This is a genomic window from Streptomyces sp. NPDC007907, assembly GCF_042959365.1.
GTDB lineage: Bacteria > Actinomycetota > Actinomycetes > Streptomycetales > Streptomycetaceae > Streptomyces > Streptomyces indiaensis.
The window spans coordinates 885,196-910,047 of the sequence record NZ_JBIBKR010000004.1 but is presented as its reverse complement, the minus strand read 5'-3'; the positions used below and the strand labels follow the sequence as shown (position 1 = coordinate 910,047).

General features: G+C 71.9%; 22 protein-coding genes and 1 pseudogene. 13 read left to right on the top strand and 10 right to left on the bottom strand.

The window, feature by feature from the left end; translation table 11 throughout:
• Positions 1-142 precede the first annotated feature (142 nt).
• The 3 genes and pseudogenes from ACFZDI_RS20455 to ACFZDI_RS20445 all read left to right on the top strand — a co-directional run bounded on the left by ACFZDI_RS20455 (position 143) and on the right by ACFZDI_RS20445 (position 3,128).
• Positions 143-1,897, top strand: a complete 1,755-nt coding sequence (locus ACFZDI_RS20455; protein WP_391252208.1) for an NAD+ synthase — start codon at positions 143-145, stop codon at positions 1,895-1,897.
• 124 nt (positions 1,898-2,021) lie between these two features.
• Complete coding sequence (locus tag ACFZDI_RS20450; RefSeq protein ID WP_391252206.1) at positions 2,022-2,417, top strand: VOC family protein; 396 nt, start codon at positions 2,022-2,024, stop codon at positions 2,415-2,417.
• 115 nt (positions 2,418-2,532) lie between these two features.
• Positions 2,533-3,128: pseudogene (locus ACFZDI_RS20445) on the top strand (O-methyltransferase).
• 52 nt (positions 3,129-3,180) lie between these two features.
• On the opposite strand, the gene ACFZDI_RS20440 reads toward ACFZDI_RS20445, so the two are convergent.
• The 4 genes from ACFZDI_RS20440 to ACFZDI_RS20425 form a co-directional block, all read right to left on the bottom strand.
• Positions 3,181-4,398: an MFS transporter gene (locus tag ACFZDI_RS20440; RefSeq protein WP_234848591.1), complete on the bottom strand. Its 1,218-nt coding sequence runs from the start codon at positions 4,396-4,398 to the stop codon at positions 3,181-3,183.
• A 136-nt stretch (positions 4,399-4,534) separates the two neighbouring features.
• On the bottom strand, positions 4,535-5,440 hold the full coding sequence (locus ACFZDI_RS20435) for an endonuclease/exonuclease/phosphatase family protein (protein WP_391252291.1): 906 nt from the start codon (positions 5,438-5,440) through the stop codon (positions 4,535-4,537).
• Positions 5,441-5,765: 325 nt separating this feature from the next.
• Positions 5,766-6,416, bottom strand: a complete 651-nt coding sequence (locus ACFZDI_RS20430) for a TetR/AcrR family transcriptional regulator (protein ID WP_361119263.1) — start codon at positions 6,414-6,416, stop codon at positions 5,766-5,768.
• Between the two features lie 67 nt (positions 6,417-6,483).
• The gene (locus ACFZDI_RS20425) at positions 6,484-8,085 is read right to left on the bottom strand and encodes a DHA2 family efflux MFS transporter permease subunit (RefSeq protein ID WP_391252203.1); all 1,602 of its coding nucleotides are present in this window, start codon (positions 8,083-8,085) and stop codon (positions 6,484-6,486) included.
• Between the two features lie 347 nt (positions 8,086-8,432).
• Here ACFZDI_RS20425 and panB point away from each other — a divergent pair, with 347 nt between their 5' ends.
• The 3 genes from panB to ACFZDI_RS20410 all read left to right on the top strand — a co-directional run bounded on the left by panB (position 8,433) and on the right by ACFZDI_RS20410 (position 11,334).
• Positions 8,433-9,308 carry a 3-methyl-2-oxobutanoate hydroxymethyltransferase gene (panB, locus tag ACFZDI_RS20420; RefSeq protein ID WP_234848595.1) on the top strand — a complete coding sequence of 292 codons (876 nt, stop codon included), beginning with the start codon at positions 8,433-8,435 and terminating at the stop codon, positions 9,306-9,308.
• 188 nt (positions 9,309-9,496) lie between these two features.
• Positions 9,497-10,516 carry an ATP-binding cassette domain-containing protein gene (locus tag ACFZDI_RS20415; RefSeq protein ID WP_234848596.1) on the top strand — a complete coding sequence of 340 codons (1,020 nt, stop codon included), beginning with the start codon at positions 9,497-9,499 and terminating at the stop codon, positions 10,514-10,516.
• A complete protein-coding gene (locus tag ACFZDI_RS20410) occupies positions 10,513-11,334 on the top strand; it encodes an ABC transporter permease (protein ID WP_391252199.1) in 822 nt (273 codons plus the stop codon). Before ACFZDI_RS20415 ends, ACFZDI_RS20410 begins: the two co-directional genes overlap by 4 nt.
• 20 nt (positions 11,335-11,354) lie before the next feature.
• Here ACFZDI_RS20410 and ACFZDI_RS20405 read toward each other — a convergent pair whose 3' ends face one another.
• A complete protein-coding gene (locus ACFZDI_RS20405) occupies positions 11,355-14,642 on the bottom strand; it encodes a BTAD domain-containing putative transcriptional regulator (protein ID WP_391252289.1) in 3,288 nt (1,095 codons plus the stop codon).
• Between the two features lie 537 nt (positions 14,643-15,179).
• The gene (locus ACFZDI_RS20400) at positions 15,180-15,872 is read right to left on the bottom strand and encodes a DUF6578 domain-containing protein (protein ID WP_391252198.1); all 693 of its coding nucleotides are present in this window, start codon (positions 15,870-15,872) and stop codon (positions 15,180-15,182) included.
• A gap of 119 nt (positions 15,873-15,991) precedes the next feature.
• On the opposite strand from ACFZDI_RS20400, the gene ACFZDI_RS20395 reads away from it, so the two are divergent.
• Complete coding sequence (locus ACFZDI_RS20395; protein ID WP_391252196.1) at positions 15,992-16,792, top strand: site-2 protease family protein; 801 nt, start codon at positions 15,992-15,994, stop codon at positions 16,790-16,792.
• 9 nt (positions 16,793-16,801) lie between these two features.
• Here ACFZDI_RS20395 and ACFZDI_RS20390 read toward each other — a convergent pair whose 3' ends face one another.
• Both ACFZDI_RS20390 and npdG read right to left on the bottom strand, forming a co-directional pair.
• Positions 16,802-16,981: a hypothetical protein gene (locus ACFZDI_RS20390; protein ID WP_234848600.1), complete on the bottom strand. Its 180-nt coding sequence runs from the start codon at positions 16,979-16,981 to the stop codon at positions 16,802-16,804.
• A 75-nt stretch (positions 16,982-17,056) separates the two neighbouring features.
• On the bottom strand, positions 17,057-17,776 hold the full coding sequence (npdG, locus tag ACFZDI_RS20385; protein WP_234848601.1) for an NADPH-dependent F420 reductase: 720 nt from the start codon (positions 17,774-17,776) through the stop codon (positions 17,057-17,059).
• 145 nt (positions 17,777-17,921) lie between these two features.
• Here npdG and ACFZDI_RS20380 point away from each other — a divergent pair, with 145 nt between their 5' ends.
• A complete protein-coding gene (locus ACFZDI_RS20380) occupies positions 17,922-18,524 on the top strand; it encodes a hypothetical protein (RefSeq protein ID WP_391252193.1) in 603 nt (200 codons plus the stop codon).
• 78 nt (positions 18,525-18,602) lie between these two features.
• On the opposite strand, the gene ACFZDI_RS20375 is transcribed toward ACFZDI_RS20380, so the two are convergent.
• The gene (locus tag ACFZDI_RS20375; RefSeq protein ID WP_391252191.1) at positions 18,603-18,836 is read right to left on the bottom strand and encodes a hypothetical protein; all 234 of its coding nucleotides are present in this window, start codon (positions 18,834-18,836) and stop codon (positions 18,603-18,605) included.
• 58 nt (positions 18,837-18,894) lie between these two features.
• On the opposite strand from ACFZDI_RS20375, the gene map reads away from it, so the two are divergent.
• Together map and ACFZDI_RS20365 are read left to right on the top strand one after the other, a co-directional pair.
• Positions 18,895-19,752 carry a type I methionyl aminopeptidase gene (gene map, locus ACFZDI_RS20370; protein WP_391252189.1) on the top strand — a complete coding sequence of 286 codons (858 nt, stop codon included), beginning with the start codon at positions 18,895-18,897 and terminating at the stop codon, positions 19,750-19,752.
• A 113-nt stretch (positions 19,753-19,865) separates the two neighbouring features.
• The gene (locus ACFZDI_RS20365) at positions 19,866-20,519 is read left to right on the top strand and encodes a biliverdin-producing heme oxygenase (protein WP_391252187.1); all 654 of its coding nucleotides are present in this window, start codon (positions 19,866-19,868) and stop codon (positions 20,517-20,519) included.
• Positions 20,520-20,602: 83 nt separating this feature from the next.
• Here ACFZDI_RS20365 and ACFZDI_RS20360 read toward each other — a convergent pair whose 3' ends face one another.
• On the bottom strand, positions 20,603-21,247 hold the full coding sequence (locus ACFZDI_RS20360; protein WP_391252185.1) for a PhzF family phenazine biosynthesis protein: 645 nt from the start codon (positions 21,245-21,247) through the stop codon (positions 20,603-20,605).
• 181 nt (positions 21,248-21,428) lie between these two features.
• Here ACFZDI_RS20360 and efeO point away from each other — a divergent pair, with 181 nt between their 5' ends.
• Genes efeO through efeU form a run of 3 tightly spaced genes read left to right on the top strand, consistent with a single transcriptional unit; the run spans position 21,429 to position 24,665 of the window.
• Positions 21,429-22,583, top strand: coding sequence for an iron uptake system protein EfeO (gene efeO / locus ACFZDI_RS20355; RefSeq protein WP_234848607.1), 1,155 nt, complete (start codon positions 21,429-21,431; stop codon positions 22,581-22,583).
• Positions 22,584-22,585: 2 nt separating this feature from the next.
• On the top strand, positions 22,586-23,827 hold the full coding sequence (gene efeB / locus ACFZDI_RS20350; protein ID WP_234848608.1) for an iron uptake transporter deferrochelatase/peroxidase subunit: 1,242 nt from the start codon (positions 22,586-22,588) through the stop codon (positions 23,825-23,827).
• A gap of 4 nt (positions 23,828-23,831) precedes the next feature.
• Positions 23,832-24,665, top strand: coding sequence for an iron uptake transporter permease EfeU (efeU, locus tag ACFZDI_RS20345; protein ID WP_391252182.1), 834 nt, complete (start codon positions 23,832-23,834; stop codon positions 24,663-24,665).
• The last annotated feature ends 187 nt before the right edge of the window (positions 24,666-24,852 follow it).

Genomic DNA, 24,852 nt, shown 5'->3' with positions numbered 1-24,852 from the left:
CGAGTCGTACCGGCGCCGCTGACGTCCGCCGGCGGGCCACTGGCGTCTGTCGGCCGCCGCTGACGTCCGCATGGGGACATGGGGTGGTGCGGGGTGACCCACACCACCCCATTGTGTCGCACTGACGATTACACTGGGCGGCGTGCCTCAACTACGTCTCGCCCTGAACCAGATCGACGCCCGCGTGGGCGACCTCGCCGGCAACACCGAGTCGATCGTCCGCTGGACCCGGCACTCCGCCGAACAGGGAGCGCATCTCGTCGCGTTCCCGGAGATGGTGCTGACCGGGTATCCCGTCGAGGACCTGGCGCTCAGGTCGTCCTTCGTCGAGGCCTCTCGCGCGGCGCTGCGCGCTCTCGCCACGCGTCTGGCCGAGGAGGGCTTCGGAGAGCTGCCGGTGATCGTCGGCTACCTCGACCGCAGCGCCACGGCCCAGCCGAAGTACGGCCAGCCGGCCGGCGCTCCGCAGAACGCCGGGGCGGTGCTCCACCGCGGCAAGGTGGTCCTGAACTACGCCAAGCACCACCTGCCGAACTACGGCGTCTTCGACGAGTTCCGCTATTTCGTGCCCGGCGACAGCATGCCGGTGCTGCGGGTGCACGGCGTGGACGTCGCCCTGGCCATCTGCGAGGACCTGTGGCAGGACGGCGGCCGCGTCCCCGCCGCCCGTTCGGCGCAGGCGGGCCTGCTGGTCTCGATCAACGCCTCCCCGTATGAGCGCAACAAGGACGACACGCGCCTGGAGCTGGTCCGCAAGCGGGCCCAGGAGGCCGGCTGCACCACGGCATACCTGGCCATGATCGGCGGTCAGGACGAGCTGGTGTTCGACGGCGACTCGATCGTGGTCGACAAGGACGGCGAGGTCGTGGCGCGGGCCCCGCAGTTCTCCGAGGGCTGCGTGGTCCTGGACCTGGACCTGCCGGCCGCGTCGCCGGACGCGCCCACCGGCGTGGTGGACGACGGGCTGCGCATCGACCGCGTGGTGCTGTCGGAGGAGCCGCTGCCCCGTTACGAGCCCGAGCTCACGGGCGGCTACGCGGACCGGCTGGACGACGACGAGGAGGTCTACTCGGCGCTGGTCGTGGGCCTGCGGGCGTACGTCGCGAAGAACGGCTTCTCGTCGGTCCTGATCGGCCTGTCGGGCGGCATCGACTCCTCGCTGGTGGCGGCGATCGCGTGTGACGCGGTGGGCGCGCAGAACGTGTACGGCGTGTCGATGCCGTCGAAGTACTCCTCGGACCACTCCAAGGACGACGCGGCCGAACTGGCCCGCCGTACGGGTCTGAACTACCGGACCGTGGCGATCGAGCCGATGTTCGACGCGTACATGGGCGCGTTGGGACTGACGGGCCTGGCGGAGGAGAACCTCCAGTCCCGCCTGCGCGGCACGCTGCTCATGGCGATCTCCAACCAGGAGGGCCACATCGTCCTGGCCCCGGGCAACAAGTCGGAACTGGCGGTCGGCTACTCGACGCTGTACGGCGACTCGGTCGGCGCGTACGGGCCCATCAAGGACGTGTACAAGACGTCGGTCTTCCGCCTCTCCGAGTGGCGCAACCGGGCCGCCCGGGAACGCGGCCAGACCCCGCCCATCCCGGAGAACTCCCTCACCAAGCCCCCGAGCGCGGAACTGCGCCCGGGCCAGGTCGACACGGACTCGCTGCCCGACTACCCGGTGCTGGACGCGATCCTGGAGCTGTACGTCGACCGCGACCGGGGCGCGGACGAGATCGTGGCGGCCGGGTTCGACGCGGAGCTGGTCGCGAAGACACTGCGCATGGTCGACACGGCCGAGTACAAGCGGCGCCAGTACCCGCCGGGCACGAAGATCTCCCCGAAGGGGTTCGGCAAGGACCGGCGGCTGCCGATCACCAACGGGTGGCGCGAGTCGCTCTGACGGGCCAGGGTCGTCAGGTACGGCCCGGCCTCCCAGGTCCGGAGGTCTCGCGCGCCGCACGGCGTGGGAGACCTCCGGACCCGCCGGGACCGGACCTCCACGACCGCTACCCGGGGAGCCCGCCATGAGGATCCATCTGACCAGTGTCTTCGTCGACGACCAGGCCAAGGCCCTGCGCTTCTACACCGAGGTCCTCGGCTTCGTGAAGAAGTACGACGTGCCGGTGGGCGAGACGGACCGCTGGCTGACCGTCGTCTCCCCCGAGAACCCCTGCGGCACGGAGCTGCTGCTGGAGCCCGCCGGTCACCCGGCCGTCAAGCCGTACCGCGACGCGCTCGCCGCCGACGGCATCCCGGTGGCGCAGTTCGCCGTCGACGACGTCCGCGCGGAGTACGAGCGCCTGAGCGGCCTCGGTGTCCGCTTCACGCAGGAGCCCGTGGACATGGGGACCGTGACCACGGCCGTCTTCGACGACACCTGCGGCAATCTGATCCAGATCGCGACCCAGCCGCAGGAGTAGAGACCCAGCCGCAGGAGTAGACCTGCGGCGCGCCCGCCGGTGGCACCGAACGCGGCCGATCCGCCGATGTACTGACAGGCGGTCAGCTACCTTCGGCGCGACCGAGGAGGGGATCATGAGTGAGCTGATCACGAGTGACCGCGTCGTTCCGGCGCGTGTCCTGGACGCCGAACGCCTCGCCGCCGAGGCGGGGTTCGCGAAGAGCTGCATCGCCGAGGTCGGCAGGCTCTGAGGACGGCCGCCGCCGCCAAGCCGGGTGGGGTGGTCGCCGAGAGCGGCACCGGGTCGGGAGTGGGGACCGCCTGGCTGCACAGCGGCCTCGGGGACGGCGCGCGGCTGGTGACCGTGGAACGGGACGAGGAGCTGGCCCGTGGTGCGGCCGCGATCTTCGCCGACGACGAGCGCGTCAGCGTGCTGACCGGGGACTGGCGGCTGCTCGAACGGCATGCCCCCTTCGACGTGTTCTTCTGCGACGGCGGCGGCAAGCGGGACGATCCGCGCCGGGTCGTCGAGCTGCTCGCCCCGGGCGGGATCCTCGTCCTGGACGACTTCACCCCCTCGGCCGATTGGCCGCCCCGGTTCGAGGGCGAGGTGGACGAGCTGCGCCTGTTCTACCTGACGCATCCGGAGCTGGATGCGGCCGAGGTCCTCACCACGCCGACCAGTTCGGCGCTCATCGCGGCGCGGCGGCAGGGGCCGCGACAGACGTGAGAACGGCAGCCCGTGGGTCGGTGACCCACGGGCTGCCGCGTGCCGGAAGGCGTCAGTGGCGCACTGCTTCCGCCTCCTGCGGGACATGGCTCGCCACGATCCGCTCGCGTCCGGCCACGGGCGCCTGGCGCCGGTCCACCGCGTAGGCGAGCGACGCCACGGCCAGGCCGAGGACGGCCAGGGCCACACCGGCGAGGGCCGGGGAGGTGACGCCGAAGCCCGCGGCCAGGGCGAGGCCGCCGATCCACGCGCCGCCCGCGTTGGCCAGGTTGAAGGCGGCCTGGTTGGCCGAGGAGGCCAGGGACGGGGCCGAGGACGCCTTCTCCATGACCATCAGCTGGAGCGGGGAGCCGGTGGCGAAGGCCGCCATGCCGAGCAGGGTCACGGCCACGGCGGCCGTGACCTCCGTGCGCATCAGCAGTGGGAACAGCGCCAGGACCGCCACCAGCGAGGAGAGTCCGCCGAACAGCGTGCCCCGCAGGGAGTGGTCGGCCAGGCGGCCGCCCAGCAGGTTCCCCGCGGTCGCGCCGACGCCGAACAGAGCCAGCAGCAGGGTGACGCTGGCGTCGGCGTAGCCGGCGGCGTCCGTGAGCATCGGCGTGATGTAGCTGTAGGCCGCGAAGAGCGCGCCGAAGCCCGCGACGGTCGTGCCGAGCGAGAGCCAGACCGGCAGCGAGCGCAGCGCGGCGAGTTCACCGCGCAGGCCCTTGGCGGTGGTGTGCTCGTGGTCGTGCGGGATGAGGAGCGCGAGCGCCGCGATGGCCGCCAGGCCGATGGCGCTGACGCCGAGGAAGGTCGCCCTCCAGCCGAGGTGCTGGCCCATCAGGGTCGCGACCGGCACACCAGCGACGTTCGCGACCGTCAGGCCGAGGAACATCAACGAGACCGAGCGCGCCTTGCGTTCGGGGGCGACCATGTTCGTCGCGACGACGGCTCCGACGCCGAAGAAGGCGCCGTGCGGCAGTCCGCTCAGGAAGCGGGCGGCCAGCAGCCAGCCGTTGTCGGGCGCGAGGGCCGACAGGGCGTTGCCCACGACGAACAGTCCCATCAGGCCGATCAGGACCGTGCGCCGGGACATCTTGGCGGTGACCGCGGCCAGCAGCGGGGCGCCGATGACGACGCCCAGCGCGTACGCCGACACCAGATGGCCGGCGCCGGGTATCGAGATGTTCAGGTCGTCCGCGACGTCGGGCAGCAGCCCCATCATCACGAACTCGGTCGTACCGATGCCGAAGGCGCCCACGGCGAGGGCGAGCAGGGCCAGGGGCATGAGTGAGCCTTTCGAGACTTGCTTGGAGATCCGTACGCGTATGTTCAAGTACGGAACAAAGTCTCTCAGGCGCGCTGTTCCCCGCCTTGCCGCCTCTGGCGCGGTTTTCTGACGGCAGGGCCGTGACCAGGGGGTTTCAGGAACCGTTTGTGGTGACACTCACACGGGCGGCGACCGGCAGATGGTCGCTTCCCGTCTGCGGGAGGGTCCAGGAGCTCTCCGGCTTCAGGCCCCGCACCATGATCTGGTCGATGCGGGCCATCGGGAACGACGCGGGCCAGCTGAAGCCGAAGCCGTTGCCGGCCGCGCCCTGCGTGGAACGCATCTGCGAGGTGACGGCGTTGAGCGCGCGGTCGTTCATCGTGCCGTTCAGATCGCCGAGCAGGACGATGTTCTTCAGCGGTTCACGGGCGATGGCCTCACCGAGGTAGTCGGCGCTGCGGTCGCGCTGCCGGGCCGTGAAGCCGGCCTCCATCTTCACGCGCACCGACGGCAGATGGGCGACGTAGACGGCGACCTGCCCGGCCGGGGCGGTCACGGTGGCGCGCATCGCGCGGGTCCACCCCATGTCGAGGTCGACGTCCCGCACCCCGGTCAGCGGGTACTTGCTCCACACCCCGACGGTGCCCTGCACCGAGTGGTAGCGGTACGTCGACGCCAGCGCCTTCTCGTAGGTGGGCACCGCGGCCGGCGTCAGCTCCTCCAGGGCCAGCACGTCCGCGCCCGAGGCGGCCACGTCACGGGCGGTGCCGGCCGGGTCCGGGTTCTCGGCGTTGACGTTGTGCGTGACCACCGTGAGGTCCCCGCCGGGCGCCGTCTTGTCGCTGAGCTGACCGCCGAACAGGTTCAGCCAGACCACGGACGGCAGCACCACCGCGATCAGCGCGGTCGCGGACCTGCGGAACAGGGCGAGGGCGAGCAGCACCGGGACGAACAGGCCCAGCCAGGGCAGGAACGTCTCGGTGAGGCTGCCCAGGTTGCCGATCGTGTTCGGGATGTGCGAGTGCAGCAGCATGACCAGGGCCAGCAGCACCGCGCACATCGCGACGAGCAGTCCGCGCCGCCAGATCCGCGGGTCGCCCCGCCAGGGGCCCGCCAGCCGGTCCAACAGGCGCCGAAGCCGGGGCCCCCGGTGCTCGGGCCCCGAGCCGCCGTTGTCCGTCTCCGTCATGTACGCCTGCTGCGCCATACCGTCGCCTCACTGCCTGCCGTGCACACCATCGCCCCCGTGTCCTTACGACCCTAGGGGATGATCCGTTCCGTTCCCGCCGTCCTTCGACGGCCGTACGGGGGCGATGACGTTCGAGTCCCCGCGACGAGTTCCGATCAGCCCCGGCGAAAGCGCCCTCTGTGACGAAACGCGCACACTAGGAGCCCTGCGGAGCCGAACTGACAGAGGGTGAGCCGGTCGGGCGCAGCCCTTCCAGCAGGGTGTCGACGACCTGTTCGGCGAGGTCGTCGGGGAGATCGGCGTCGGTGCGCAGCACGGCCCGCACGAGCATCGGGCCGACGAACAGGTCGTTGAGCAGCTCCAGGTCGAGGTCCGTGCGCAGTTCCCCGTTCTGCCGGCCGCGCCGCAGGATCTCCAGGCCGAGCTGCCGGCGCGGCGCGACGACGGTCGCGTGGTACGCCGCCCAGAGTTTCGGGCTGCTCTTCATCTGGGCCTGGACGCTGTGCAGGATCGCCGAGGAGCGGTTGGCCAGGCCGCGCCGGCGCACCTGCTCCAGCAGGACGACGAGGTCGTCGCGCATGGAGGTGCCGGGGAGCGGCGGGTCGGGGGGCTCGGCGGCGCGCACGACGTCGACGAAGAGTTCCTCCTTGCCGCTCCAGCGGCGGTAGATGGTGGCCTTGCCGACGCCCGCGGTGCGGGCGATGCGCTCGATGGACAGCTCCGCGAGGGGCACGCCCTCCTCCAGGAGCTTCATCACGCCCTCGATGATGGCGCGCTCGACGGCCTCGCTTCTGGGACGTCCCCTGGCGGGACCGTCGTGCGGGGGCTGCCGTTCGGCGGGGCTCACGTCGCTGCTTCCTTTCCTGACCGGTGCCGGCCGTCCCTGGCGGGCGGGAGTCCATCGTCCCTCAGGCCTACGACCTGGTGTGCGACAACTCCTGGCCGTCCTGCGCACCCTGGGCCGCCGGGGGCTTGCCCGGGAGGAACAGCGCCACGACGACCGCGCCGAGCACGGCGACGCCCGCGCCCCACAGGGCGGTGATGTGCATGGCGTGCAGGAACGCGTCATGGGCCGGGGCGATCAGGGACGCGCCCCGCGGGCCCAGCTTGTCCGCGATGCCGAGGGTGGCCTCGATGGACTCGCCCGCGGTGTGCCGCAGCGCAGGGGGGAGCGCGCCCAGCTTGTCCTCGATGCCCGTGCGGTAGGCCGTGGACAGCACCGACCCGAGGACGGCGATGCCGAGGGCGCCGCCGAGCTGCCGGAAGGTGTTGCTGAGCGCGGAGGCGGAGCCGGCCTTCTCGCGGGGCAGGGCCTGCATGATGACGACGCTGACCGGCGTCATGATGTGGGCCATGCCGGCGCCCATCAGGAAGAAGATCACTTCCAGCATCCAGATGGGGGTGTCCGCATCCAGGGCGGCGAAGGCGGCCAGCATGGCGGCGATGACGAGCAGACCGGCCGTGGTCGTGGCCTTGTTGCCGAAGCGGTCGACGACCAGCCGGGCGCGCGGCGCGAAGATCATCTGGGCGGCGGCCAGCGGCAGCATCAGCAGACCGGTCTGCAGCGGCGAGTAGCCGCGCACGCTCTGCGTGTAGAAGACGGAGAAGAAGGTCACGCCCATCAGAGCGAAGAAGACCAGCGCGATGGCGGCGATGGCGGCCGAGAAGACCTTGTTCTTGAAGTACGTGACGTCTATCGACGGGTGGTCGCTGCGCTTCTCGAAGACGACGAACGCGACGAGCACGGCGAGACCGGCACCGATGGTGGACAGCACGGTGACGTCGGTGAAGTCGGCGAGCTGGCCGCCCTTGATGATGCCGTAGACGAGCAGGACCAGGCCGACGACGGACAGCACCACTCCGACGGGGTCGACCCGGCCGGGGTGCGGGTCGCGCGAGTCGGGCACCAGCCAGAGCATCAGCGCGAGCGCGAGCAGCACGATCGGCACGTTGATGAGGAAGACCGAGCCCCACCAGAAGTGGTCGAGCAGCACACCGCCGGTGATCGGGCCGATGGCGATGGCGAGGCCGACGCCGCCCGCCCAGATGCCGATGGCCTTCGGCTGCTCGTCGCGCTCGAAGACGTTCATGAGGACGGCGAGGGTGGCGGGCATCACGAACGCGGCGCCCAGGCCCATCACCGCCCGGAAGGTGATCAGCTCGCCCGGCGAGCCGGAGAACGCGGCGAACGCCGAGCCGAGACCGAACACGGCGAGACCGCCGAGCAGCACCTTCTTGCGGCCCAGCCGGTCACCCAGCAGCCCGGCGGTGAACAGCAGGCCCGCGAAGACGAGGGTGTAGGAGTTGATCGCCCATTCCAGCTCGCTCTGCGTGGCGCCCAGGCCGGTCGGGGCCGGGGTGGAGATCGTCTTGATGGCGACGTTCAGGATCGAGTTGTCGAGCACGACGATCAGCAGGCTCAGCATCAGCACGCCGAGGATCGCCCAGCGGCGCCGGTGCACCGCTTCCGGTACGCGCGGGCCGGTGGGGGCGGCCGGGTCGGCAGGAGTAGTCATGGAGGCGAGCCTAGAGGTGTTTCGATACGAGACCGTCTCGTATCGGAAATCTCTTACCGAGATCTTACGCGGCTCATGCGGTGCGGGCCTCGGGGAGCCGCGGAACGCACGGGGGCTGCCCGGCCCTGCTGGCGCACCAGACCGTGTAGGGCGTAGGCCGCCCCCCTGCCGACATGGCCGAGGGCCCGGAGCGTGTCGTGTCGCCAGAGTCCTGCCTGCCCCGCCCTCGGGGCGGACGATGGGACTTTGCGGACACGACCTAGCCCTCGGTGGCACGAGGTGCCACCATGGACGTGGTCCGGGGACGCCGTCAGGGCGCCTCGAGATGACGTGATAGGAGCCGTGCCATGACGCAGCTTCCGGCTGCCCAGACTGCTCAGAAGAAGCCCTCCGACGGCGGCAAGGCGCTGTACGGGGGCAAGGGCACCCGCCGCATCACCGTGCGCGACATCGCCGCCGCCAAGGAGCGCGGCGAGAAGTGGCCCATGCTCACCGCCTACGACGCGATGACCGCGTCCGTGTTCGACGAGGCCGGGATCCCGGTGATGCTCGTCGGCGACTCGGCGGGCAACTGCCACCTCGGGTACGAGACGACCGTGCCCGTCACCCTCGACGAGATGACGATGCTGTCGGCGGCGGTCGTACGGGGCACCTCGCGGGCCCTGATCGTCGGCGACCTGCCCTTCGGCTCCTACCAGGAGGGTCCGGTGCAGGCGCTGCGCTCGGCGACCCGGCTGGTGAAGGAGGCGGGCGTGCAGGCCGTGAAGCTGGAGGGGGGCGAGCGGTCGCACGAGCAGATCCGGCTGCTCGTCGAGTCCGGCATCCCGGTCATGGCCCACATCGGGCTGACCCCGCAGTCGGTCAACGCCATGGGCTACCGCGTGCAGGGGCGGGGCGAGGAGGCCGCACAGCAGCTGCTGCGGGACGCGAAGGCCGTGCAGGACGCGGGCGCGTTCGCCGTGGTGCTGGAGCTGGTTCCCGCGGAGCTGGCCGCCGAGGTGACGCGGGTGCTGCACATCCCGACCGTCGGCATCGGGGCGGGCCCCGAGACCGACGCGCAGGTGCTGGTGTGGACCGACATGCTGGGTCTGACCGGCGGGCGGGTGCCGAAGTTCGTGAAGCAGTACGCCAACCTGCGCGAGGTCATGGGCGACGCGGTGAAGGCGTTCGCGGACGAGGTCGTCGGCGGAACGTTCCCGCAGGAGGAGAACTCCGTCCACTAGAGAGCCACAGCGGTACCACGACAGCCCGTCGGCCTTCCCCCAGCCGACGGGCTGTCCCCTTTCCGGCCGGGCCACCGACAGGGCCCTCCCCCTGCACCGACACCACCGACAAGGGCTGGCGGTGCCTGTCGGTGGCCTGTCGGTGGCTTGTCGGTGGTTTGTCGGTGGGGACTGAGAGCGTCTGTGCCATGACGCGAATCGACACACGAACCGGCGGCGCCGCTGTCACCGTGCGGGGGCTGGTGAAGCACTACGGGGAGACCAAGGCCCTGGACGGGGTCGACCTGGACGTGCGGGAAGGCACCGTGATGGGGGTGCTCGGGCCGAACGGGGCCGGGAAGACCACCCTCGTGCGGATCCTGTCCACACTGCTCGCGCCCGACGCGGGACAGGCCACGGTCGCCGGGTACGACGTCGTACGGCAGCCGCGGCAGCTGCGGCGGGTGATAGGGCTCACCGGGCAGTACGCCTCCGTCGACGAGAAGCTGCCCGGCTGGGAGAACCTGTACATGATCGGCCGGCTGCTCGACCTGCCCCGCAAGGAGGCCCGCGCGCGGGCCGACGAACTGCTGGAGCGGTTCTCGCTGACCGAGGCCGCCAAGCGGCCCGCGAGCACCTACTCCGGCGGCATGCGACGCCGCCTCGACCTGGCGGCCTCCATGATCGGGCGGCCCGACGTGCTGTTCCTCGACGAACCGACCACCGGGCTCGACCCGCGCACCCGCAACGAGGTGTGGGACGAGGTCAAGGCCATGGTCGGCGACGGCGTGACCGTCCTGCTGACCACCCAGTACATGGAGGAGGCCGAGCAGCTCGCCTCCGAGCTCACGGTCGTGGACAAGGGCAGGGTCGTCGCGGGCGGCGGCATCGAGGAGCTCAAGGCGAGGGTCGGCGGGCGGACCCTGCGGATCCGGCCCGCCGACGCCCTCCACCTGCGGCCGCTCGCCGCCCACCTCGACGATCTCGGCATCACCGGACTCGCGGCCACCACCGTGGACACCGACTCCGGCACCCTCCTCGTCCCGATCCTCAGCGACGAGCAGCTGACCGCCGTCGTCGGCGCCGTCACGGCCCGCGGCATCACGCTCGCCGCCGTCACCACCGAACTGCCCAGCCTGGACGAGGTGTTCCTGTCCCTCACCGGCCACCGTGCCAGTGCCCCGCAGGACGCCACGCCCACCGAGGACCGCGAGGAGGTCGCCGTATGAGCGCCACCACCCTTCCCAGCCCGGCGACCACCGGCGACGCGCGCATCTCGCTGCGCGGGCACCTGCGGCACACCGGTGCCCTCGTCCGCCGCAACCTGCTGTGGATCCGCCAGGACCCCGAGTCGATGGCCGACGCACTGCTGATGCCGGTCATCTTCACCCTGCTGTTCGTGTTCGTCTTCGGCGGCTCGATCGGGCAGGCGCTGGGCGGCGGGCAGGACCAGTACGTGCAGTACGTGATCCCCGGCATGATCGCGATGATGAGCATGACGCTGTCCCAGGGCGTCGGCACCGGCTTCAGCCAGGACTTCAACTCCGGTGTCATGGACCGCTTCCGGTCCCTGCCCATCGGCCGCGGCTCGGTGCTGTTCGCGAAGATCTCCGTGGAACTGCTGCGGATGCTGTTCGCGACCGCCGTGCTCATGATCGTCTCTGTGGCGGTCGGGTTCGACATCACCAACTGGCCCGGGCTGTTCGCGGCCGTGGCCCTGTCCACCGCGTTCGCCTCGTCGATCATGTGGGTGTTCCTCACCCTGGGCGTGATGATGAAGAGCGCCCAGTCCGTGCAGGCGATGGGCTTCCTGGTGCTGTTCCCGCTCCAGTTCGGCTCGTCGATCTTCGCACCGACGACGTCGATGCCGGGCTGGCTGCAGACCTTCACCGACTACAACCCGCTGTCCACGCTCGCGGACGCCGCGCGCGGACTGATGGTGGGCGGGCCGGTCGCCCACGACCTGTGGGTGACGCTCGGCTGGTCGGTGGCCATCACGGCGGTGATGGCGCCCGTCGCGATCCACAAGTTCCGGACCAAGAGCTGACCGGACACGCCCGGTGCGCGTCACAGCAGGGCGGCGGCCTCCTCGGGGGAGAGGCCGCCGCCCTGCGCGTACGCGCTCTCGTACGCCGGGTCGCCGAGGGCCGCGCGCGCCCTTCGTTCCGCCCGCTCGCGGGCCTCGCGCTCCTGCAGCGGGGCAACGTGGCCGGGGGGCAGCAGGGCGTCGGCGGCGCCGAGGCAGCGGGCCGCGTCCGCCGCGCGGCGCCCGCCCTCGACGGCGGCCAGCGCTCCCGCCCCCACGGTCAGGTACACGGCGCGCATATAGGGCGCGATGGCCGCGGCCAGCGGATCGGCGGCCCGCTCCAGCGCCCAGCGGACCCGGTCCAGGCACGCGTCGTAGCGTTCCTCGGCGGCGTCCAGCCAGGCCTCCGCCCCGAGGATGAACGCGTCGAAGACGACGAAGTTGGCGATCCGGAAGTCCTGGCGCAGCCGCCGCAGTTGCTCGCGGGCCTCGGTGAAGCGGCCCGTCACGCCGAGCCGGCCCGCGAGGAACAGCCGGGCGGCGGGCATGGCCTCGCTGTGCGAGTCCTCGCGCTGGGCGATCACCTCGCGCAGCAGCCGCTCACCGCGTTCGCCGTCACCCGCCTCCAGCAGCGCGCTGCCCAGCCGGGCACTGAGCACCGCCGCCTGGGCGCGGGCGCCGAGCTGCTCGGCGTGCGCGACGGCCGCCTCGTAGTCGGCGGCGGCCAGGGCGTAGTGGCCCTTGCGTTCGTGGGCCTCGGCGCGGGCGGAGAGCGCCTCGGCGGTGCCCCAGGCGTCACCGAGGCGCCGGTAGATCTCCAGCGCCTCGTCGGCGTCACGGGCGGCGTCGCCCGCCCAGTCGGATCGGTTGGCGAGGAAGTTGGCCCGCATCTGCAGGCCGGAGGCCAGCTCCCAGTCGAAGCCCGGGGCCTGCCGGCAGGTCCGGATGGAGGCGTCCATGATGACGCGCAGCCGGTCCATGTCGCCGGTCAGCATCACGGCGAAGAACCAGAGCAGGCCGGGCATGCGGCAGTTCTGCGGGAGACCGGGCTCGTACGTGGCGGCGATGGTCCGCAGCTTCTGCTGGGACCGGTCGTTCTGCCAGGCGTCCAGCTCGGTGTCCATGCAGGCCAGATGGGCCAGGTGGATGCCGCGCCGGGCCTCCCACAGGATCTCGCCGGTCATCGGGGGCGGGGCGTCGGTGCAGCGCTGCCACACCGCGGCGGCGGGGCGCACGGGCTCGGTGAAGGGGTCGGGGCCGAGCGCCATGACCTCGCGGCACCAGTTGCGGGCCTCGATGCGCAGATCGCGCATCTGCCAGTACCAGACGAGGGACAGCGCCAGGCACAGCGCCTCCTGCTCGTCGCGCAGGACGACGGCGTGGCGCAGCGCGGTGCGCAGGTTCTCGTACTCGCGCTCCAGCCGGCGGATGGCGGTGAGCTGGTCCCGGCCGCGCAGCAAGGGGTCGGCGGTGCGGGCGAGTTCGCGGTAGTACGTCAGATGGGCGCGTTCGGTGCCGGCGCGCTGCCCGGACTCGTCCAGCCGTTCGGCGGCGTACTCGGCGACGGTCTCCAGGAGCCGGTAGCGCATCTCCCCCTCGGCGGACTCGCCGGGCGGGGCGGCCACGACCAGGGAGCGGTCGACGAGGGACCCGAGCGCCTCCAGGGCGGCCGGTCCGCACACCGCCTCGGCGGCGGGCAGGTCGCAGCCGCCGGCGAACACCGACAGCCGCCGCAGGACGTCCCGTTCGTCCTCGTCGAGCAGGTCCCAGGACCAGTCGACGACGGCTCGGAGGGTCTGCTGGCGGGGCAGGACGGTGCGGCTGCCGGAGGTGAGGAGACGGAAGCGGTCGTCGAGCCGGTCGGCGATCTGGCGGGGGGTCAGCATCCGCAGGCGGGCGGCGGCGAGTTCGATGGCCAGCGGCAGACCGTCGAGGCGCCGGCAGATCTCGGCGCACGCCCCCGGATCCTCCTCGGTGCGGAAGCCGGGCCGGGCCGCCGCGCCCCGCTCGGCGAGCAGCCGCAGCGCGACCGGCTCGGGCAGCGGCTCCACCGGGCGCAGCAACTCCCCCGGCACTCCGAGGGGTTCCCGGCTGGTGGCCAGGACGGTGAGGTCGGGGCAGCGTGCCAGCAGCTCCTCGGTGAGGCGGGCGGCGGCGTCGGCGACGTGCTCGCAGTTGTCGAGGATCAGCAGCATGCGGGGCCGGGAGCAGTGCTCGGCGAGCCGCTCGACGGGGTCGTCGAGCCGGTCGGCGACGGCGGCACGGATGCCCTCGGCGCCGGCGCCGTACAGCACGGTCTCGCGGGCGCCGAGGGCGGTGAGCACGGCCTCGGGGACGGCGTCGGGGTCGTCGACCGGGGCGAGTTCGGCCAGCCACACGCCGCCGGGCATGGCCGGGCGCACGGACTCGGCGGCCTCCTGCGACAGGCGGGTCTTCCCGGCGCCGCCGGGCCCGAGCAGGGTGATCAGCCGGGCCGCCGCGAGATCCCCGCGGATCGTCTCGATGTCGGTCTCCCGGCCGATGAACGAGGTGAGGCGGGCCCGGAGGTTCCCGGCGGGGCCGCTGCGCCCCTGGGCCGCGGGCACCTGCGCGGGGGTGTCGCCGAGGCGGAGCAACTCCGCGTGCAGGGCACGCAGTTCCGGTCCCGGGTCGGCACCGAGACGGTCGGCGAGCAGGCGCCGCACGTCCGCGTAGGCGTCCAGTGCCTCCGCCGTACGGCCGGCGTCCCGCAGGGCGCGCAGGCGCAGGGTCTGGAGGGGCTCGTCCAGGGGGTGGCTGTCGCACAGGGCGGTCAGTTCCGGCAGGGACTGTTCGGCCTGGCCGAGGTGAAGAGCGGCGGTGTGGCGGGCGCGCAGCACGTCGAGGCGGCGGGTGTCCCGGCGGGCCGCCTCGGCGGTGCGGTCGGGCAGGTCGGCGAGGGCGGGGCCGTGCCACAGGGCGAGGGCGTCGTCGAGGATCACGGCCGCCTTGGCGGGGTCGCCGTCGGCCAGCGTCCGCAGCCCCTCGCCGGCCAGCCGATCGAACCGGTGCAGGTCGACATCGTCGGGCGCGGCGGTGAGCCGGTACCCGCCCTCGACGGAGGCGACCGCGTCGGCGCCGAGCGCCCTGCGCAGCCGCCCGACGAGGGCTTGCAGCGCCCCCGGTGCGTCGGCGGGCGGCTGCCCGCCCCACACCTCGTCGACGAGCAGTCCCACGGGCACCGTCCGTCCGGCCCGCAGCGCGAGCACGGTCAGCAGCGCACGCAACCGCGCCCCGCCGACCGGAACGACCGTCCCGTCACTGCGGAGCGCCTGCGTGGTGCCGAGGATGCGGTAGCGCACGGGGTCCATTGTCTCCGGTGACATGAGGCCGCTCACGACGAACCGACGGCGGGACGACGACTGTGGGGGATGCGGGGCGGGCGGCCGTCGACCGGCCTGCGGGGACGGCCGGCCGGGCCGCCGACGAGGTGGCCGACGGTGGGCGTGTGCGGCGAGCGACCGCCAACCCACCCGCCGAGACCGGCCACCGGACCGGCGAACCCGACAGGGAGACAGCCGACGACCGGCATACGCGAGCGACCGCCAACCCACCCGCCGAGACCGACCGCCAGACCGGCGAACCCGACAGGGAGACAGCCGACGACCGGCATACGCGAGCGACCGCCAACCCACCCGCCGAGACCGGCCGCCAGACCGGCGAACCCGACAGGGAGACAGCCGACGACCGGCATACGCGAGCGACCGCCAACCCACCCGCCGAGACCGGCCGCCGGGCCGGTGAGCACGACGGGGTGGCGGCTGACGGTGGGTGTGGAGGGCAGACGGCCGTCGACCGGTCTGCGGAGACAGGCCGTGCGGGCGGTGGGAGGAAGGGCGGCAGCGTGTTCACCCATGTCGGCGCCTCGGGCGGTCGCGGTGCTTCGGCGGGGTCGTCGTCGTGCTCAGTTTCTCCAGCAGGAGCGCCAGTTCCGCCGCGGGCAGGCCCTCCGTCTCCGTGCCGGGCGCGGCACCCTGGTGCGGGATGCCCCGGGCCTCGCGCAGGGCATGGGAGAGCCAGGAGTCCGTGCCCGGCACGTCCAGGGTCACCAGCACGCCCGACTCCCTCCACTGCCGCCCCTGTTCCCGAGGCCCCTCGGTGAACCGCTTCGGGCACCGCTCCACCAGCCGCAGCCGCCGCTCCCCCGCCACCGGCTCCCACGTGCGCGAGCCCGGCGCGGTCTCCCGGTAGGCCTGCGTGAGCACCTGCACGGCCCGCACCCGCCCGCCGGCCTCGGGCCACCGCGCCCCGTGCCGCTCGACGGACAGCAGCCCGACCGACCGGATCCGCTCACCCGGCAGCGGCCGCCGGTCCTCGTCCTCGTCGGGGTCCCCGCCCAGGGCGGCCGTGAGGCCGGTCTCCTCCCGTACGACCCGGACACCGCCGACGTCCTCCACCGGCCCGCACACCTTGCTGAGCTGGTCGTGCCAGCCGCCGCCGAACACCCGGTCGGCGTCCTCCAGGAGCAGCGGCCAGCTCACCTCGTCCCCCACCGAGAACGGTGTGCCGCAGCACTCCATCTGCCAGTCTTCGTAGATCACGTGCCACAGCCCCATTCCCCCACCCTCCCCGGAACCGACCGCCCCGCGCGAGACGTTTTTCACCTGCGCCCGGTACCGTCGGGCCGTCCCACCCCGTGTCGACGAGTGCAGGGAGCCCCATGACCACCGCCACCACCCGCCACAGCGAGCGGCGGATCAGTCCCGTGTTCGTCGGGATCCTCGCCGTGACGGCGGTCACGGGATGGGCGACCTGGACCGGGTTCGCCGAGCAGCCCGGCGTCGCCGTGTTCCTGTTCGTGACGGCGGCGTGGATCGTCTCCCTGTGCCTGCACGAGTACGCGCACGCGCGCACCGCCCTGCACAGCGGTGACATCTCGGTCGGTGCGAAGGGCTATCTGACCCTGAACCCGCTGAAGTACACGCACGCGCTGCTCAGCATCGTGCTCCCGGTGATCTTCGTGATCATGGGCGGGATCGGCCTGCCCGGCGGTGCGGTGTTCATCGAGCGGGGGCGGATCCGGGGCCGCTGGAGGCACAGTCTGATCTCGGCGGCGGGTCCGCTGACGAACGTGCTGTTCGCCGTGGTCTGCACCGCCCCGTTCTGGCTGGGCGCGCTGGAGGGGGTGCCGGACGACTTCCGCTTCGCCCTCGCCTTCCTCGCGCTGCTCCAGGTGACGGCCGCGCTGCTGAACTTCCTGCCGGTGCCGGGCCTGGACGGCTACGGCGTGATCGAGCCCTGGCTGTCGTACGACATCCGGCGTCAGGTGGAGCCGTTCGCACCGTTCGGCCTGCTGTTCGTGTTCGCGCTGCTGTGGCTGCCGGCGGTCAACGGCGTCTTCTTCGACGTGATCGACACGATCCTGAAGTCCCTCGGGATCAGTGACTTCGAGACGTACTGCGGTCAGGAGCTGTACCGCTTCTGGCAGGGTTCGAACGAGTACTGCCAGGCGGCGCCGTGACGGAAGCGGTCAGGGCGTGACCGACTTCTGCGCCTTGGCGCGCTTGAGGTAGTACCAGGCCATGTTCGACGACAGGCCGGCGAGCAGCACCCAGACGACCCCGAGGAAGCTTCCGCGCACGAAGGAGACCACGGCGGCGGCCACGGAGAGCACGCAGACGATCAGGGCGTAGACGGCGAGGCGGGGCATGGGGGTCGGCTCCTGTCAGGGGGACACTGCTGGCACTGCTGGTGCCGTCCAGTGTCCCCCATGTGTCTCAGCGGCTCACACGTCGGTGACGCGGAGCCCCGCGTGCGCCTTGTACCGGCGGTTCACGGAGATCAGGTTGGCCACCAGCGACTCCACCTGGTGGGCGTTGCGCAGCCGTCCGGCGAAGACGCCGCGCATGCCGGGGATGCGGCCGGCCAGGGCCTGGACGATCTCCACGTCCGCCCGGACCTCGCCGAGCACCATCACGTCCGTGTCGATCGCGTCGATCTCCGGGTCCTGGAGCAGGACGGCCGACAGGTGGTGGAAGGCGGCGGTGACCCGGGAGTCCGGCAGGAGGGCGGCGGCCTGCTCGGCGGCGCTGCCCTCCTCCGGCTTGAGGGCGTAGGCGCCCTTCTTGTCGAAGCCGAGCGGGTTGACGCAGTCGACGACGAGTTTGCCCGCCAGTTCCTCGCGCAGGGATTCGAGGGTCTTGCCGTGGCCGTCCCACGGCACGGCGACGATCACGATGTCGCTGCGGCGCGCGGTCTCGGCGTTGTCGGCGCCCTCGATCCCGTGGCCGAGTTCCGTCGCGGCGGCCTCGGCACGCTCGGCCGCCCGCGAGCCGATGATCACCTTCTGGCCGGCCTTGGCGAGCCGGTAGGCCAGGCCCTTGCCCTGCGGCCCGGTTCCGCCGAGCACCCCGACCACGAGTCCGGAGACGTCGGGCAGGTCCCAGGGGTCCTTGGCGGGAGCCTTCTGGGCGTTGTCGGTGGCAGCACTGTCGGTAGAGGTCATGGCCCCGACTCTACGACCGCCTCGTCGCGCCGGGATCGGCCGGTCGTTCGACAGCGGCACGGGTGACCGGTCGTCCTCCCCGGGCCGGGCGAACGCGCGGCGAACCCCGCGTGACCGGGGAGCGCTCGGGGCAGGATGCGGTCCCATGGATGCGGTACGGGTCGCGTTGCTGCGGGAAGTGCTCGCCGGGACGGAGTGGCTGGGTGCCACGCGGCGGTTCGCCGGGGTGCTGCGCGGCTCGGTGGTCTCGCACGGCGGCGGACTGCTGCTCGTCGGCACACGGGAGTACGAGCCGTGGCATTTGGCCGCGCACCTGGTGGACGAGGCCGCGTGGTCGGGCACGCCGGAGCTGGCCCCCACGCTGGTACGGCACGACGCGCGGCCCTCCGATCCGGCGCATCTGGCGGTCGGCCTGGGCCGCCTGGAGGCGGCCCGGCGGGGCGAGACGCTGCTGGTGGTCGCCCCCGAGGGGCCCGCGGCGCCACTTCTGGAACGGGTGTCCGGCGCCCGTCGCGCGGGAGCGACGGTCCTGGCCCTGGGCCCCGGCGAGGGCGACCTCCCGTCCATGGCGCACGAGACCCTGGCCGTCCCCGACGGCCCGGAACTGGACCTCGACACGGTGCAGCACCTGGTCAGTGCCGCGGCCGGGGAGAACTTCCTGCCCACCCCGCGGGGGCGGCGCCGGCTGCGGGACCGGGTGGCGTGGCTGGCGGAGCACCTGACGGCACCGCCACCGGCCCGCTGGTGACCCCAGAATCCGGCGGAGGCGCCCCGACAGTACGGATGCCCCGGGCCGCACGGTCACGGCCCGGGGCATCCGCGGCGATCAGTTCTCCTCGTCCCGGCTGACCGCCGGAGCGTCGTGCCACTTGGGGTCGTTCTCCCACTGGAGGTTGCGCTCGCGGGCGGTCGCCATCGCGTGTTCGGCCTCCGTGCGGGAGGCGTACGGCCCGAACCGGTCCTTGTTGGGGCACTCCGGCCCCTCTTCGACCTTCTTGTGCTCCAGGCAGTAGTACCACTCGCCCGGTTTGCCGACCGTGCGCTTCTTGAACAGGGCCATGACCAGCTCCTCTCGCCATCGTCATGTTCCCCCATGGCCGCTGGTTAGACTCGCTGGCATGTCTGGCCAGTCGCTGCTCGTACCGGGGGAGCTGTCCCCCACCCGTTCCGTGCCCGGAAACATCCGTCGCCCCGAGTACGTCGGCAAGCCCGCGCCGACGCCGTACACCGGGCCGGAGGTGCAGACGCCCGAGACGATCGAGGCGATGCGGGTCGCCGGCCGGATCGCGGCCCGGGCGATGGCGGAGGCGGCGAAGCTGATCTCACCCGGGGTGACCACGGACGAGCTGGACAAGGTGGCGCACGAGTACATGTGCGACCACGGCGCCTACCCCTCGACGCTGGGCTACCGCGGCTTCCCCAAGTCGCTGTGCACGAGCGTCAACGAGGTCATCTGCCACGGCATCCCGGACTCGACGGTCCTGCGCGACGGCGACATCGTCAACCTCGACGTCACGGCGTACATCGGCGGGGTGCACGGCGACAACAACGCCACGTACCTGGTGGGTGACGTCGACGAGGAGTCGCGGCTGCTGGTAGAGCGGACCCGGGAGTCACTGGAGCGGGCGATCAAGGCGGTCAAGCCGGGCCGGCAGATCAACATCATCGGCCGGGTCATCGAGTCGTACGCCAAGCGCTTCGGCTACGGGGTGGTCCGGGACTTCACCGGGCACGGCATCAACTCGTCCTTCCACTCGGGCCTGATCATCCCGCACTACGACAGCCCGCACGCGACGACGGTCATCCAGCCCGGCATGACCTTCACGATCGAGCCGATGCTGACGCTGGGCACGCACGAGTACGACATGTGGGACGACGGCTGGACGGTCGTCACGAAGGACCGCAGGCGGACGGCCCAGTTCGAGCACACGCTGGTGGTCACGGACTCGGGCGCGGAGATCCTCACCCTCCCGTAACCGGCACACTCCCGCACGGCCCGCTCTCCTCGGAGGGCGGGCCGCTCTCCTTTCCGCACCCCGGGTTCCGCACCGGGGTTTTTACCGACACGTCGTCGGGAAAAGATGGGGCCATGGAATCGGAATCCTTCTCGACGCTTCTTCGGACGGCTTCGCGCGAGCAGCACGAGGAGGTCAGGGGCTCGTCCTTCATCGGCGACCTGCTGGGGCGCAAGCTCGGGGTGGAGGCGTTCGCCCGCTACACGGAGCAGCTGTGGTTCGTTTACGGGGCGCTGGAAGCCGGGGCCCGGCACCTGGCGGCCGACCCGGTGGCGGGCCCCTTCGTCCGCCCGGAGCTGTTCCGCAGGGCGGCGCTGGAGCGGGACCTGGAGCATCTGCGCGGCCCCGGCTGGCGGAGGACGGCCGGCGCGCTGCCGGCCACCCTGGAGTACGCGGAGCGGATCAGCGTCTGTGCCCGCACCTGGCCCGCCGGGTACGTCGCCCACCACTACACGCGCTACATGGGCGATCTCTCCGGCGGGCAGATCATCCGGGACACGGCCGAGAGGACGTGGGGTTTCCCGAAGAAGGGTGACGGGGTCCGCTTCTACGTCTTCGAGGAGATCCCCAACCCGGCCGCCTTCAAGCGGGCCTACTGCGAACTGCTGGACGCGCTGCCCGGCGACGAGCTGGAGCGGCAGCGGACCGTGGCCGAGTGCAAGCGGGCGTACGCGCTGAACAACGGGATGTTCGAGGCGCTGGGCGAGGAGTTCCCGCTGACGGCGTGAACGGGCGGAGCCCCTTCGCGCGCGGCGAGGGGGCCCGGGCTCCGGCTCGGGAGAGAGCCGCACACACTTTCCACCCGCCCGGGTCAGCGTTCCAGACGCACCCGGCCGCCGACCTCTGTCCACCCGCCCGGCTGGGGGGCGGTGAGGATCTGGGACCCCGCCCCCTGGGTGATGTTGAGGGCCCGGCCCAGCCGGTCGGTGAGCAGCAGGGCTGCGGCCCCGGTCGCCTCGTCCTCGTCGACGCCGTCGTCCCGGCCGGGGAAGGCCCGGGCCCGGATCCGCCCGGCGGGCTCGTCCTCCCACGCCCAGGCGTACAGCCACTCCCCCGGCGGCGGCACGGCCAGGCCGTCGACCTCGGCGGCACTGGCGTACTGCCGCAGCGTCCGGGGCGGCACCCACTCCGCCCGGGCCTCGATCCAGCAGAACTCGCCGTCCTGCCGGGCCCCGACCAGGCCGGCGGGCGTGACCAGCTCGGGCACGTCGAGCAGCCAGGCCGTGCCGACACAGGGGTGCCCGGCGAAGGGCAGCCGCAGCGTGGGCGTGTAGATGTCGATCACGCCGCGCTCGGGGTCGTCGACGAACACCGTCTCGCTGAACCCGACCTTCGCGGCGAACCCCTGCCGCTCGTCCCGCCCGAGCATCACGGACCCTTCGCGCACGACCCCGAGCTCGTTGCCGTACCCACCGTTCGGCCCGCAGAAGACGCGGAGCACGTCGTAGTCAGTCACGGAGGGAATTCAAACATCGCCGGGGAGGCCCCGCGCACCCGCCACCCCTTGACCTCTCCTTGACTAACTCTTGGCATCGCTTTTGCCCTACTTAGGTCATCCTTATGGGCGTTAGGTGAGCCTCACCTACCCTGTATTAGGGTGGACCACGAACTGTTTTCGGCCACGCCTTGGAGCCCGTATGCGACCCGTCAGATCTCTCCATGCCGCCAGCGCGATCGCCGTGGCCGCGGCGCTGGCCGCCATCACCGGGTGCACGGAGAAGAGCGACGCGCAGGACGGCGATCACGTGATCAACGTGACGGCGACCGACGACAAGTGCCAGGTGTCGAAGAAGGAGTTCCCGGCCGGGCACGTCGAGCTGGCCGTCGAGAACAAGGGCTCCAAGGTCACCGAGGTCTACGTGCTCTTCCCCGACGACCGCGTCGTCACCGAGCGGGAGAACATAGGCCCCGGCACCAAGCAGCGGGTCACCGCCGAGGTGAAGGCCGGCGACTACCAGATCGCCTGCAAGCCCGGCATGAAGGGCGACGGCATCCGCCAGGCCGTCAAGGCCACCGGCGGCAAGGCCGTCCAGCGCGACCCGCGCCTGGACAAGGCCGTCGCCGCCTACCGCGCCTACGTGCAAGCGCAGGCCGACGAGACCCTGCCGAAGGCGGAGGCGTTCGCCAAGGCCGTCCAGGACGGCGACCTGGAGGCGGCGAAGAAGGCCTACGCCCCCTCGCGCATCGGCTGGGAGCGCACCGAGCCGGTCGCCGAGTCGTTCGGCGACATCGACCCCAAGGTCGACGTCCGCGAGGACGGCCTGGAGGACGGCCAGGACCCCGCCACCGACTGGACGGGCTGGCACCGCCTGGAGAAGGCCCTCTGGCAGGACAAGAAGATCGGCACCCGCGAGAAGGACCTCGCCGGCCTGCTGATCAAGGACCTGAAGGACTGGCAGAACCGGGTCGGCAAGGCCGAGATCACCCCCACCTCCATGGCCAACGGCGCCAAGGAACTCCTCGACGAGGTCGCCACGGGCAAGGTCACCGGCGAGGAGGAGCGCTACTCGCACACCGACCTGGTCGACTTCAAGGCCAACGTCGAGGGCGCGCAGAAGTCCTACGACCTGCTGAAGCCGGTCGCCAAGGAGAACGACGCGGCCCTCGTCACCGAACTCGACGAGCAGTTCGCGGCCCTGGACAAGCTGCTCGACCAGTACCGCCCCACCCCGACGTCGTACGACTTCACCTCCTACGACAAGGTAGGCAAGGCCGACCGCAAGGAGCTCTCCGACGCGGTCAACGCCCTGGCGGAGCCGCTGTCGAAGCTCGCCGCGGCGGTGGTGAAGTAACGATGACGGACACCAACTCCCCCTCCCCCAGCCGCCGTTCCCTGCTCGGCTGGGGCGGCGCCGGCCTGGCGCTCGGCGCCGCCGCGGCGGGCGGCGCGGTGGCGATGGCCCGCACCGAGGACGACACCGCACCGGCGGCGGCCGGCTCGGCGATCGCCTTCCACGGCCCTCACCAGGCGGGCATCGCCACCCCGGTCCAGGACCGCCTGCACTTCGCCGCGTTCGACGTGACGACCGACGACCGTGAGGTCTTCGTCCAGTTGCTGAAGGACTGGACCGAGGCGGCCCGGCGCATGACGGCCGGACACCCGGTCGGCGAGGGCGCCTACGGCGGTCTGGCCGAGGCTCCCCCGGACGACACGGGCGAGGCGCTCGGCCTCAAGCCCTCCCGCCTGACGCTCACGATCGGCTTCGGCCCGTCGCTGTTCGAGAAGTTCGACCTCGCGGACCGCCGCCCGGAGGCCCTGGTCGACCTGCCGAAGTTCGCGGGCGACAACCTCGACAAGAACCGCAGCGGCGGCGACCTGTGCATCCAGGCCTGTGCCGACGACCCCCAGGTCGCGGTGCACGCCGTCCGCAACCTGGCGCGCATCGGCTTCGGCAAGGTCGTCATCAAGTGGTCGCAGCTCGGCTTCGGCAAGACCTCCTCCACCACGCCCGAGGCACAGACACCGCGCAACCTGATGGGCTTCAAGGACGGCACCCGCAACATCGCGGGCACGGAGACGGACCGCCTGGAGAAGTTCGTCTGGGTGGACGGCAAGGACGGCCCCTCCTGGATGGAGGGCGGCTCCTACCTGGTCGCCCGCCGTATCCGCATGCACATCGAGACCTGGGACCGCACCTCGCTCCAGGAGCAGGAGGACATCTTCGGCCGGGACAAGGGCGAGGGCGCCCCGGTCGGCAAGGCCAAGGAGCGCGACGAGCCGTTCCTCAAGGCGATGAAGCCCGACGCGCACGTCCGGCTCGCACACCCCGACAGCAACCACGGGGCGACGATCCTGCGCCGCGGCTACTCCTTCACCGACGGCACGGACGGCCTCGGCCGCCTGGACGCGGGCCTGTTCTTCCTGGCGTTCCAGCGCGACGTCCGCAAGGGCTTCATCCCCATCCAGCGCAGCCTGGCCACCGACGCGCTCAACGAGTACATCCAGCACGTGGGTTCGGCGCTGTTCGCCGTCCCGCCGGGCGTCCGCGACAAGGACGACTGGTGGGGCCGCACGCTGTTCTCCAAGGAGGCCTGAGCCGGTGTTCTCCAACTACCTCATCGGTCTGCGGGAGGGCCTGGAGGCGAGCCTCGTCGTCTGCATCCTCATCGCCTACCTCGTCAAGACCGGCCGCAAGGACGCCCTGAAGCCGATCTGGACCGGCATAGCCGTCGCGATCGCCCTCGCGTTCGGCTTCGGCTGCCTCCTCGAATTCGGCTCCCAGGAACTCACGTTCCAGGCACAGGAGGCGCTCGGCGGGTCCCTCTCCATCCTCGCGGTCGGCCTGGTGACGTGGATGGTGTTCTGGATGCGCCGCACAGCCCGCCACCTGAAGTCGGAACTGCACGGCCGGCTCGACGCCGCCCTCGCGATGGGCACCGGCGCACTGGTGGCCACGGCGTTCCTCGCGGTGGGCCGGGAGGGCCTGGAGACGGCCCTGTTCGTCTGGGCGTCGGTCCACGCGGCGAGCGACGGTACGCCCCGCCCGCTGCTCGGCGTCGCCCTGGGCCTCCTCACGGCGGTCCTGCTGGGCTGGCTGTTCTACCGGGGCGCGCTGCGCATCAACCTGGCGAAGTTCTTCACGTGGACCGGCGGCATGCTGGTGGTGGTCGCGGCCGGTGTCCTCGCCTACGGCTTCCACGACCTCCAGGAGGCTGACTTCCTGCCCGGCCTCACCGACAAGGCCTTCGACATCTCCGGCACAATCCCGCCGGACAGCTGGTACGGCACGCTCCTCAAGGGCGTCTTCAACTTCCAGCCCGACCCCACCACTCTCCAAGTCGCGGTCTGGCTCCTGTACTTGATCCCGACCCTGGCCCTGTTCCTGGCCCCGCCCCGAACCCCGGCGAAGGCGCCGGTACGCGACGGGGCGTAGCGGCCGAGGCCCGGGGGGGTACGCAGCCCGGCTTAACGGTGCCGCTGCGCCCACCCGTGCCGCCCCTAGCAGCACGCATGCCCGCAGCTGCGGCGGCCCGCACCCGCCGGACGACGCAAGGGGCCGTGTCGGGGGGTGTCCGCCCGCAGTGGTTGGCGCGTCGACGAACAGTCAGTCGGCACACCCA

Excerpts from the sequence above, each read along its gene's own strand:
- ACFZDI_RS20450 (WP_391252206.1), top strand. The coding sequence starts at position 2,022 with ATGAGGATCCATCTGACCAGTGTCTTCGTCGACGACCAGGCCAAGGCC.
- ACFZDI_RS20440 (WP_234848591.1), bottom strand. The coding sequence starts at position 4,398 with ATGCCCCTGGCCCTGCTCGCCCTCGCCGTGGGCGCCTTCGGCATCGGT.
- ACFZDI_RS20435 (WP_391252291.1), bottom strand. The coding sequence starts at position 5,440 with ATGTGCGCGGTGCTGCTGGCCCTGGTCATGCTGCTGCACTCGCACATC.
- ACFZDI_RS20425 (WP_391252203.1), bottom strand. The coding sequence starts at position 8,085 with ATGACTACTCCTGCCGACCCGGCCGCCCCCACCGGCCCGCGCGTACCG.
- panB (WP_234848595.1), top strand. The coding sequence starts at position 8,433 with ATGACGCAGCTTCCGGCTGCCCAGACTGCTCAGAAGAAGCCCTCCGAC.
- ACFZDI_RS20415 (WP_234848596.1), top strand. The coding sequence starts at position 9,497 with ATGACGCGAATCGACACACGAACCGGCGGCGCCGCTGTCACCGTGCGG.
- ACFZDI_RS20410 (WP_391252199.1), top strand. The coding sequence starts at position 10,513 with ATGAGCGCCACCACCCTTCCCAGCCCGGCGACCACCGGCGACGCGCGC.
- ACFZDI_RS20405 (WP_391252289.1), bottom strand. The coding sequence starts at position 14,642 with ATGGACCCCGTGCGCTACCGCATCCTCGGCACCACGCAGGCGCTCCGC.
- ACFZDI_RS20395 (WP_391252196.1), top strand. The coding sequence starts at position 15,992 with ATGACCACCGCCACCACCCGCCACAGCGAGCGGCGGATCAGTCCCGTG.
- ACFZDI_RS20390 (WP_234848600.1), bottom strand. The coding sequence starts at position 16,981 with ATGCCCCGCCTCGCCGTCTACGCCCTGATCGTCTGCGTGCTCTCCGTG.
- npdG (WP_234848601.1), bottom strand. The coding sequence starts at position 17,776 with ATGACCTCTACCGACAGTGCTGCCACCGACAACGCCCAGAAGGCTCCC.
- ACFZDI_RS20380 (WP_391252193.1), top strand. The coding sequence starts at position 17,922 with ATGGATGCGGTACGGGTCGCGTTGCTGCGGGAAGTGCTCGCCGGGACG.
- ACFZDI_RS20375 (WP_391252191.1), bottom strand. The coding sequence starts at position 18,836 with ATGGCCCTGTTCAAGAAGCGCACGGTCGGCAAACCGGGCGAGTGGTAC.
- map (WP_391252189.1), top strand. The coding sequence starts at position 18,895 with ATGTCTGGCCAGTCGCTGCTCGTACCGGGGGAGCTGTCCCCCACCCGT.
- ACFZDI_RS20365 (WP_391252187.1), top strand. The coding sequence starts at position 19,866 with ATGGAATCGGAATCCTTCTCGACGCTTCTTCGGACGGCTTCGCGCGAG.
- efeO (WP_234848607.1), top strand. The coding sequence starts at position 21,429 with ATGCGACCCGTCAGATCTCTCCATGCCGCCAGCGCGATCGCCGTGGCC.
- efeB (WP_234848608.1), top strand. The coding sequence starts at position 22,586 with ATGACGGACACCAACTCCCCCTCCCCCAGCCGCCGTTCCCTGCTCGGC.